Source organism: Pseudomonas sp. NPDC088890 (genome assembly GCF_044900155.1).
GTDB classification, from domain to species: Bacteria; Pseudomonadota; Gammaproteobacteria; order Pseudomonadales; family Pseudomonadaceae; genus Aquipseudomonas; species Aquipseudomonas urmiensis.
Genome location: NZ_JBJDNG010000008.1, coordinates 52,952 through 62,723 on the forward strand (window position 1 = coordinate 52,952; position 9,772 = coordinate 62,723).

Here is a 9,772-nt window from a genome sequence, read left to right on the forward strand (position 1 = left end):
GCAGTCGCCATCACAACTGGCTAACCAACACCTCCAACTGCTCCTGGCGCTCCGCCTGGTTGACCCGCGCCCCAGGGTTGAGCGTCGACCACTGCGGATGCGCCCGGGCCTTGTTCAGGGCCTCAGGCAACTTGCCTTCGCGCCAGGCTTTTTCATCCGCAGCGCCCAGGCGAATGCTGTCCTGCGCCGCATGCCCACGGCTTTCCAAGGCCTGCACCAACTGCTGCTGGCGCAACGCCAATAGGCGCAAGACACTGTCATCCACGGTCAGCTCGCGCTGGCCCTTCAACTTGCCCATCAACCTTGAGCCGTAATTGCGCGCGGTCTGCAATGCGCCGCCAGCGATGGCCCCGGCCAGCGCGGCAGCGCCAAGGGTCAGGCCGCCGACCAATAGATCCACACCGGCGCCGGCCGCAGCACCGGCGGCAACTCCGCTGCCCAGGCGCACGCCCAACAGCTTGAGGGTTTCCGGGTTGAACAGATCATCTCCCCAGCGCCCGTCCAGCAGCGGCAGGTCGCCGGCATTGGCGTCTTCGCGGCGGAACGCATACAGCTTGAGCAATGCTTCGACACAGCGCTGCTCACGTTGACGCACATCCTGGCGCAGCGCTTCGATGGCCTTGGCTTCAGCCGCAGGCTCGGCCTCGACACTGCGTCGGCAGGCGGCGCAGTCGAGCAACAATTCGGCGATCAGGCGTTTGCCGCTATGCTGGCGGGCCAGGCGCTGAGCCTGCTGATCGTCGATCAGGCGCTGGAGCGAGGGGCGCGCGTCCTCCAGCAGCAGGGCCAGGCTTTCATACAGCCGCCGCTCACCGTCTTCAGGAGGGGCAACGCTGTCGAATCGCACTAACGCGTGCAGGCCAAGGCGAGCGAGGGCTTCGCGCCATTCGGGCTCGCGGTGTTGGCTGCTGGCGACGAAGTTGAGCACCGGCAGCAGCGGTTTGCCGCAGCTGGCCAGCACTTCCAGCTCATCACGGTACTTGGCCAGCACCGGTTCACGGGCATCGATCACATACAGCCCGGCATTGCTCGCCAGCAGCTGGCGCAGCACCTTGGCTTCCTGCTCGAAGCGCTGGCGCGCCTCACTGCCCTGGAGGAAGCGCTGTAGGCGCGCCGGCCCGTCCAACCGCTCACCAGGGCGTTCCAGCCGTTCCAGGTAATCGAGCAGGGCGATGGCGTCTTCCAGCCCTGGCGTATCGTACAACTCCAGCAGCGGCTCGCCGTCGACCGACAGTCGTGCGCCTTCGACATGGCGGGTGGTGCTGGGGCGGTGCGACACCTCGCCGAAACCGACGTCACGGGTCAGGGTGCGCAGCAGCGAGGTCTTACCGACGTTGGTGTGGCCGACCACGGCCAGTTTCAGTGGCTCAGTCATGGCCATGCTCCAACCAGGTCAGGGGCGAGGTATCAGCGTGAGGCAGGCCGAGGCGGTCGAGGGCTTCGTGCCAGTCACCCAGGCGCGCCGCATCCAGTGCTTGGCCGGGAAGCGCCTGGAGCAGCCAGACACGCGTGGCGCCGGCATTGCGGGCAAGCTCGGCGAGCAACGCCAGGCTGCCGCGGTCCGGCGAGCGGCGTGGGTCGCAGGCGATGGCCAGGCGCGCCGGTGGAAAGCGACTCAGTTGCTCAAGCAGCTTGTTGCGTGACTCACGGCTGTCGAGGATGCCAGCGTCGGTTACGCCTGGGGCAAGCTTGGGCGGCCACGGGCGCTGGTCGTCCAGTTCGAGCCCTACCAGCAACGCGCCGCTGGCACCTGATTCCAGTTGTCCGGGCTGGAAATGCGGCAGGGCATCTGGCGCCGCATCTTGTACGCCAAGGCGTTCGCTGCGCGGCATCAATGCATCGCGCAGTTGGGCATAGCCGGGCAGGCTCAAGTCCAGCGCCAGGCGTTGGCGCCCTTGGCGCCAGCGCCACAGGCACAGCAGCGCCAGTAGCAAGCGCGGCAGCAGGCCGTACACCAGCACTACCCCGAGCAGCCAACTGGCCCAGGCCTGACGCGCCAGGTCGAGGGCCGGCAGCGTATCGCCGCTGGCGCGGATCATGGCTTCATCGGGCACGGCAAAGCCCAGCAACGAGGGCAGGGCGCCGAGGGCATGCGTGAGGCTGATGAAGGGCTCGGCGGCGAGCAGGGTGGTTTCCCAGACGAAGCCATAGCGCCGAGTCGCCAGCAACGCCAATAGCATCAGCAATGCGGCGATCATCGCCAACAGCCACAAGCCATGGACCAGCGCGCCCAGTAGCCAGCGGTTGAGGCGCTGGCGCTGCAGCAGAATCAGTAACGCCGGCGCCAGTTGTGCGGCTTTGGCATCGCGGGCAAAGCGCTCGCTGAGCCATAGCCACAGGCGGCCCAGCACGGCGCCTTGTTCACCTGCGGTGAGGAAACTGACGGCCCAGCCGATCAGCATCAGCAGGTTTAGCCCAAGCAGGCTGCCCAGCGCCCAGAACACATTCACCGGTCGTTGGCCATCGCCCAAAGCCGCCAGGCCAAGGCCTGCGCCGCTGAACAGGGCAAACAGCAGCAGCGCCAGCAAGGCCAGGCGCGCGCCCTGTTTCCAGTGGCGCAGGGCCTCGGCCATGCCATCGCGCTCGGCCAGCCACAGGGCGCGGGTCTCGATGCGTGCCGCCAGGTCGCCGCCAAGCTGGCGGGCACGGCGGTTGGCTTCCTGGTCTTCCAGGGGGCCGGCGTGTTCCTCGCGCAGGCGCACCGCTTCGGTGAGCCAGCGCTTGTCGAGTGGAGTCGGTGCAGTCACAAGGTCTTCCATTGCACAGGTCAGGGCACAAGCTTAACCCAGGCTTGGTTTGCTATCCTCGCCGACATGAATACATCACTCCCCCTCAGCCTGATCGCGGCGTGCGCCGAGAACCGCGTGATTGGCATCGACAATTCCATGCCCTGGCACCTGCCGGGGGATTTCAAGTACTTTAAGGCCACCACCTTGGGCAAGCCGATCATCATGGGTCGCAAGACCTGGGATTCGCTCGGCCGGCCGCTGCCAGGGCGGCTGAACATCGTCGTCAGCCGTCAGCCGGGGTTGCAGCTTGAAGGTGCCGAAGTGTTCGCGTCGCTGGAGCAGGCACTGCAACGCGCCGAGCAGTGGGCCAAGCAGCAGGGCGTCGATGAGCTGATGCTGATTGGCGGCGCGCAGCTGTACGCGCTGGCGCTGGAGCAGGGGTTGGTCAGCCGCATGTACCTGACGCGGGTCGAGCTGTCGCCAGAAGGTGATGCCTGGTTCCCTGAGTTCGACCAGGCGCAGTGGGCACTGGCCTCCAGCCAGGCGCAGCCAAGCGAAGGCGACAAGCCGGCTTATCATTTCGAGGTGTGGGACAAGCGTTGAGACACGGGGGCCGCAAGCGGCCCCAAATGCTCAGGACTGACTCAGTTGCGCATGCCGATCATCACCCAGTACTTGATGATCGGTCTGCTTGAGCAACTGGCTGGTCACCACGCCCGCGGTCATCGACCCACTCACGTTCAACGCCGTGCGGCCCATGTCGATCAGCGGTTCTACCGAGATCAACAGCGCCACCAGTTCAACCGGCAGCCCCATCGCTGGGAGCACGATCAGCGCGGCGAAGGTCGCACCCCCGCCAACTCCGGCGACCCCTGCCGAGCTCAGGGTCACGATGGCCACCAGTGTGGCGATCCACAGCGGGTCGAAGGTGTCGATGCCCACCGCTGGGGCAACCATCACTGCCAACATGGCCGGGTACAGACCGGCGCAGCCGTTCTGGCCGATGGTGGTGCCAAACGAAGCGCTGAAGCTGGCAATCGACTGCGGCACACCCAGGCGGCGGGTTTGCGCTTCGATGTTCAGCGGAATGCTCGCCGCACTGGAGCGGCTGGTGAAGGCGAACGTCAGCACGGGCCAGACCTTACGGAAGAAGCGCAGCGGGCTGACGCCGGTAGCGGCCAGGATCACCCCGTGAATCACGAACATCAGCCCCAGGCCGAGGTAGGACACCAGCACGAAACTGCCCAGCTTGAGGATGTCGTCCAGGTTGGAACTGGCGACTACCTTGGTCATCAAGGCCAGCACGCCGTAAGGGGTGAGCGTCATCACCAGGCGCACCAGGCGCATCACCCAGGCTTGCAGGGTGTCGATGGCCGACAGGGCGCGCTCGCCCTTGTCTTTGTCGTCCTTGATCAACTGCAGCGCGGCCAGGCCCATGAACACGGCGAAGATCACCACGCTGATGATCGAGGTCGGCTTGGCCCGGGCCAGATCCGCTACCGGGTTGCTGGGGATAAACGACAGCAGCAGCTGCGGGACATTGAGGTCGGCGACCTTGCCGGCGTAGTCGCTCTGGATCGCTTGCAGGCGCGCCGCTTCTGGCACGCCCGCAACCAGCCCTTCGGCGCTGAGGCCGAACAGGTTAGTCAGAACGATACCGATCAGCGCGGCAATGGCGGTGGTCAGCAGCAGGGTGCCAATGCTTAGCACACTGATCCGGCCCAGCGAGGAGGCGTTGTGCAGGCGGGCGACGGCGCTGAGGATCGAGGCGAAGATCAGCGGCATGACGATCATCTGCAACAGGCCGACATAGCCGTTGCCGATCAAGTCGAGCCAGCCGATGGTGGCCTTGAGCACCGGATGGCCGGCGCCGTAAATGCTGTGCAGGACCAGGCCGAATACCACGCCCAGCACCAGACCGAGCAAGACTTTCTTGGCCAGGCTCCACTGGGTGCGGCGGGTTTGTGCCAGGCCCAGCAACAGGGCCAGCAATGCCAGCAGATTGAGTGACAGCGGCAGGTTCATTGAAGCTCCAGAATCGAATACAAGGCGTCGCGTCTGTGCGCGATTGCGAACGCAAATGCTAACAGCCTGAAAACAAACGAATTTATATTCAAATGGAATGTGCTTAGTCGTTATTGGAATAACACGCTGTCGTTATTGGGCAATCAAGGCGGCGCTTCGAGTTGTTTTGAGGTCGTTGTGGGCCACCCAGTGCGCGGATTGTTGGCTAGCGTTGTTGGGCCAACCTTTCAGGAGCGCTGCACATGACGAACGCTGCGAAGATGCTCGCGGCAGGCCTGGCCCTGGTCCTGAGCCTCGACACCTGGGCCACCGAGCTCAAGCACTGGCCCACTGAGGCCGCCAAGCGACTGGACAGCATGATCGCCGCCAATGCCCACAAGGGTAATTACGCGGTGTTCGACATGGACAACACCAGCTACCGCTTCGATCTCGAAGAAGCCCTGCTGCCGTTCATGGAGAACAAAGGCCTGCTCAGTCGGGACAAGCTCGACCCTTCGTTGAAGCTGATGCCGTTCAAAGACACCGCCGAGCACAAGGAGAGTTTGTTCAGCTATTACTACCGGCTCTGTGAGATCGACGACATGGTCTGCTATCCCTGGGTCGCCCAGGTGTTCGCGGGCTTTACCCTCAAGGAGCTGAAGGTGCAGGTCGATGCGCTGATGGCCTCGGGCAAGCCGGTACCTAGCACCTATTTTGAAGGGGATCAGGTCAAGGCGATCGAGGTGCAGCCGCCCAAGGTGTTCACTGGCCAGACCGAGCTGTTCAACAAGTTGATGGAGAACGGCATCGAGGTCTATGTGATTTCCGCTGCATCCGAGGAGCTGGTGCGCATGGTTGCTGCCGATCCCAAGTACGGCTACAACGTGAAGCCTGAGAACGTCATTGGCGTCAGTTTGCTGCTCAAGGATCGCGACAGCGGTCAGCTGACCACAGCACGTAAGCAGATCTCGGCAGGGCACTATGATCCCAAGGCCAATGAGTCGCTGGAGCTGACCCCTTATCTGTGGACCCCGGCGACCTGGATGGCCGGCAAGCAGGCGGCGATCCTGACCTATATCGATGAATGGAAGAAACCGGTGCTGGTGGGGGGCGACACCCCCACCAGCGACGGCTACATGCAGTTTCATGGAGTCGATATTGGCAAGGGCGGGATTCACCTGTGGATCAATCGCAAGGCCAAGTACCTGGATCAGCTTAACGGCATGATCGCCAAGCACGCCGCGGCGCAGGCCAAGGAAGGCTTGCCGGTGACGGCCGACAAGAACTGGGTGATCGTTACCCCTGAGCAGATTCAGTGAGGGTCAATCGCGGGGCAAGCCCGCTCCCACGAGGGCGTGGGTGATTGCTCAACGGCGCGGCCAGTCGCGGCTTGCGTGGGAGCGGGCTTGCCCCGCGATGAGGTCGCCCCAGGCATAAAAAAACGGCGCACCAGGCGCCGTTTTCTATCTCTCGCTAAGCCTTACAGCCCATCGAGCATCGCTTTGTTACGCACAGCCCCTTTATCAGCACTGGTCGCCAACAAGGCATAGGCCTTCAGCGCGGTGGTCACCTTGCGCGGACGCACTTCAACAGGCTTCCAGCCCTTCTGGTCCTGCTCAACCCGACGCTGCGCCAGCTCTTCGTCGCTGACCAACAGGTTGATGGAGCGGTTGGGAATGTCGATCAGGATCTTGTCGCCATCGCGCACCAGCCCGATGGCACCACCCGCGGCGGCCTCCGGCGAGGCATGGCCGATCGACAGACCCGAGGTACCACCCGAGAAGCGGCCATCGGTGAGCAGGGCGCAGGCCTTGCCCAGGCCTTTGGACTTCAGGTACGAGGTGGGGTAGAGCATCTCTTGCATGCCCGGGCCGCCTTTCGGACCTTCGTAGCGGATGATGACGATGTCGCCGGCCTTCACTTCGTCGGCGAGGATGCCGCGCACCGCGCTGTCCTGGCTCTCGAAGATCTTGGCGTTGCCTTCGAACACGTGGATCGACTCGTCGACGCCAGCGGTTTTCACCACGCAGCCATCCAAGGCGATGTTGCCGTACAGCACCGCCAGGCCGCCTTCTTGCGAATAGGCGTGCTCGACGCTGCGGATGCAACCTTCGGCGCGGTCGTCATCGAGGGTTTCCCAACGGGTCGATTGGCTGAATGCGGTCTGGGTCGGGATACCGGCGGGGCCAGCCTTGAAGAAGGTGTGCACCGCTTCATCGTCGGTCTGGGTGATGTCCCACTTGGCGATGGCTTCTTCCATGCTGGCGCTGTGCACGGTCGGCAGGTCGGTGTGCAGCAGGCCGCCACGGGCCAGCGAGCCGAGGATGCTGAAGATGCCGCCAGCGCGGTGGACGTCTTCCATGTGGTACTTCTGGATGTTCGGCGCAACCTTGCATAGCTGCGGCACTTTGCGCGACAGGCGATCGATGTCGCGCAGGTCGAAGTCGACCTCGGCTTCCTGGGCAGCGGCCAGCAGGTGCAGGATGGTGTTGGTCGAACCGCCCATGGCGATGTCGAGCATCATGGCGTTCTCGAACGCCTTGAAGTTGGCGATGTTGCGCGGCAGCACCGATTCGTCGTTTTCGCCGTAGTAGCGCTTGCACAGCTCGACGATGGTCCGCCCCGCAGTGAGGAACAGCTGCTCGCGGTCGGAGTGGGTGGCCAAGGTCGAGCCATTGCCAGGCAGAGCCAGGCCCAGGGCTTCGGTCAGGCAGTTCATCGAGTTGGCGGTGAACATGCCGGAGCACGAACCGCAGGTCGGGCAGGCGCTGCGCTCGTACTCGGCGACTTTCTCGTCGGAGGCCGAAGAGTCGGCGGCGATGACCATGGCGTCGACCAGGTCCAGGCCGTGGCTGGCCAGTTTGGTCTTGCCGGCTTCCATCGGGCCGCCAGAAACGAAGATCACCGGGATGTTCAGGCGCAGGGCGGCCATCAGCATGCCGGGGGTGATCTTGTCGCAGTTGGAGATGCACACGATGGCGTCAGCACAGTGGGCGTTGACCATGTACTCCACGGCGTCGGCGATGATCTCGCGGCTTGGCAGCGAGTAGAGCATGCCGTCGTGGCCCATGGCGATGCCGTCGTCGACCGCGATGGTGTTGAATTCCTTGGCCACGCCACCGGCGCGTTCGATCTCGCGGGCGACCAGTTGGCCCAGGTCCTTCAGGTGCACGTGACCTGGGACGAACTGGGTGAACGAGTTGGCGATGGCGATGATCGGTTTCTTGAAGTCGTCGTCCTTCATCCCGGTAGCGCGCCACAGGGCACGGGCACCGGCCATGTTGCGGCCGTGGGTGGAAGTCTTGGAACGATAATCAGGCATGAAGCACTCCTGGCGGCTGAATCAGGTCAGTAACAAATAGGGAAGTGAGCTTCTCTTGTCCTTAGTGCCCCAGGCCGGTTGCCGCTGGCACGGATGAGGCCGAAAACACTGCAGGATCGCCGCAGGCTCGACCAGAGCTCATAAACCCGCCGGGGGATGTCTGGCGATGAATACGCCGATTCTACACCGCTGGCGCCGCGAGGGAATGCCGATGTGCCCGGTGGGAGGTAGGCCTGGTATGGCCGAATTGTCGTAGGACGCTTCCCAAATACCTCGATGGCGCGTTTTTCCTGCTGACGCCCGCCCCCGCGCTGCCTATTATCCCCGCGCCGCATGTGCGGCTTGACGAGATACATTCTCAATGGACCTTCCCAGTTTTCAGTTCTTCACGAACTCGCACACTGGCACTGAGCGCGCTGTCGCCAGGGCATCCAAAGGCTTGAGCCCACGCGGCTGAGGTTTGCGGGCGCCTGCTTCGGCGCCTGGAGAACCTTATGCACTATTCATCTGATTTTCTCGCTGCACACGCCCACCTGCGCCAGGCCGCCCAGGCTCGGCGCGACGGCCTGCTACAGGCTGGGCCTTATGACGAGGGCACCGCCGGTGCCTTGATGACCAGCGAATATTCGAGCCTGGACAGTGGACTGAGCGCCAGCCAGGCGATCGACATGCTGCGTCGCGAGGCGGCCGATGCCGAAACCATCTATCAATCGTATGTGCTCGATGAGCGGCGCAACGTGCTGGGCACGGTTTCGCTGCGTGAGCTGATTCTTGCCGCCCCATACCAACCCATCGAGCAGATCATGCAGCGCAAGGTCATCTGCGTGGCCACCGGTACCGCCCAGGAACAGGTCGCCCGGCTGATTCGCGAGCACGACCTGCTCGCTGTGCCGGTGCTCGATGAGCTGGCGCGGCTGGTAGGCATCGTCACCTGCGAGGATGCGTTGGATGTGGTGGTGGAAGAGGCGACCGAAGACTTTCATAAAGGCGCGTTGATCACCACCCATGTTGGCAATTTGCGTGATGCCACCGTGGGCCTGCTTTATCGCAAGCGAGTGTTGTGGCTGGTGTTGCTGGTGTTCGGCAACCTGTTCTCAGGTGCAGGCATCGCGGCGTTCGAGGAAACCATCTCAGCCCATATCGCACTGGTGTTCTTCTTGCCGCTGCTGGTCGATAGCGGCGGCAATGCCGGCGCGCAGTCGGCGACATTGATGGTGCGTGGGATCGCCACGGGCGAAGTGATGATGCGCGACTGGTTGCGCATGCTCGGGCGTGAATGCGGGGTGGCGTTGGCGCTGGGTGCGACCATGGCCGTGGCGGTGGCATCGCTGGGGGTACTGCGCGGCGGACCAGAGATCGCGCTGATCGTGGCCAGCAGCATGTTGGTAATCGTGTTGATCGGCAGCTTGATCGGCATGAGCCTGCCGTTCATGTTCACCCGGCTCAAGCTCGATCCGGCAACGGCCAGTGGACCGCTGGTGACATCGATTGCCGATGCGGTGGGGGTGTTGATCTACTTCGGGATTGCATCGCAGGTGCTGGATATCTGATCTGTAGCGATCAAGGCGACTGCGTGGGAGCGGCTCCATGAACGTTACTAGGTGAACGCGACTACGTGAACGCGACTGCGTGGGAGCGGGCTTGCCCCGCGATAGCGATCGTTCGCCAGACCTGCAGGTCGGATCGATCGCTATCGCGGGGCAAGCCCGCTCCCACG

7 protein-coding genes are annotated in these 9,772 nt (G+C 63.6%); 3 read left to right on the forward strand and 4 right to left on the reverse strand.

What is annotated here, in order from left to right; all coding sequences use genetic code 11:
• Positions 1–10: 10 nt before the first annotated feature.
• Positions 11–1,375 (reverse strand): GTPase/DUF3482 domain-containing protein, encoded by a 1,365-nt coding sequence (locus ACI2JX_RS17785; RefSeq protein ID WP_404690643.1) that lies wholly within the window; start codon positions 1,373–1,375, stop codon positions 11–13.
• Positions 1,368–2,759 (reverse strand): DUF2868 domain-containing protein, encoded by a 1,392-nt coding sequence (locus ACI2JX_RS17790; RefSeq protein ID WP_264235715.1) that lies wholly within the window; start codon positions 2,757–2,759, stop codon positions 1,368–1,370. The genes ACI2JX_RS17785 and ACI2JX_RS17790 overlap by 8 nt, the downstream gene beginning before the upstream one ends.
• Before the next feature lie 54 nt (positions 2,760–2,813).
• On the opposite strand from ACI2JX_RS17790, the gene ACI2JX_RS17795 reads away from it, so the two are divergent.
• Complete coding sequence (locus ACI2JX_RS17795) at positions 2,814–3,332, forward strand: dihydrofolate reductase (protein WP_404690644.1); 519 nt, start codon at positions 2,814–2,816, stop codon at positions 3,330–3,332.
• 30 nt (positions 3,333–3,362) lie between these two features.
• Here ACI2JX_RS17795 and ACI2JX_RS17800 read toward each other — a convergent pair whose 3' ends face one another.
• Positions 3,363–4,754, reverse strand: coding sequence for an L-cystine transporter (locus ACI2JX_RS17800; protein WP_264235713.1), 1,392 nt, complete (start codon positions 4,752–4,754; stop codon positions 3,363–3,365).
• A 242-nt stretch (positions 4,755–4,996) separates the two neighbouring features.
• On the opposite strand from ACI2JX_RS17800, the gene ACI2JX_RS17805 reads away from it, so the two are divergent.
• Complete coding sequence (locus ACI2JX_RS17805; protein ID WP_404690645.1) at positions 4,997–6,052, forward strand: haloacid dehalogenase-like hydrolase; 1,056 nt, start codon at positions 4,997–4,999, stop codon at positions 6,050–6,052.
• 161 nt (positions 6,053–6,213) lie between these two features.
• On the opposite strand, the gene ilvD is transcribed toward ACI2JX_RS17805, so the two are convergent.
• Positions 6,214–8,055, reverse strand: a complete 1,842-nt coding sequence (gene ilvD / locus ACI2JX_RS17810; protein ID WP_368971698.1) for a dihydroxy-acid dehydratase — start codon at positions 8,053–8,055, stop codon at positions 6,214–6,216.
• Between the two features lie 494 nt (positions 8,056–8,549).
• On the opposite strand from ilvD, the gene mgtE reads away from it, so the two are divergent.
• Positions 8,550–9,605: a magnesium transporter gene (mgtE, locus tag ACI2JX_RS17815; RefSeq protein WP_368971697.1), complete on the forward strand. Its 1,056-nt coding sequence runs from the start codon at positions 8,550–8,552 to the stop codon at positions 9,603–9,605.
• Positions 9,606–9,772 lie beyond the last annotated feature (167 nt).

Coding starts and splice junctions, on each gene's coding strand:
- mgtE (WP_368971697.1), top strand. CDS start 8,550: ATGCACTATTCATCTGATTTTCTCGCTGCACACGCCCACCTGCGCCAG.
- ACI2JX_RS17800 (WP_264235713.1), bottom strand. CDS start 4,754: ATGAACCTGCCGCTGTCACTCAATCTGCTGGCATTGCTGGCCCTGTTG.
- ACI2JX_RS17805 (WP_404690645.1), top strand. CDS start 4,997: ATGACGAACGCTGCGAAGATGCTCGCGGCAGGCCTGGCCCTGGTCCTG.
- ACI2JX_RS17795 (WP_404690644.1), top strand. CDS start 2,814: ATGAATACATCACTCCCCCTCAGCCTGATCGCGGCGTGCGCCGAGAAC.
- ilvD (WP_368971698.1), bottom strand. CDS start 8,055: ATGCCTGATTATCGTTCCAAGACTTCCACCCACGGCCGCAACATGGCC.
- ACI2JX_RS17785 (WP_404690643.1), bottom strand. CDS start 1,375: ATGACTGAGCCACTGAAACTGGCCGTGGTCGGCCACACCAACGTCGGT.
- ACI2JX_RS17790 (WP_264235715.1), bottom strand. CDS start 2,759: ATGGAAGACCTTGTGACTGCACCGACTCCACTCGACAAGCGCTGGCTC.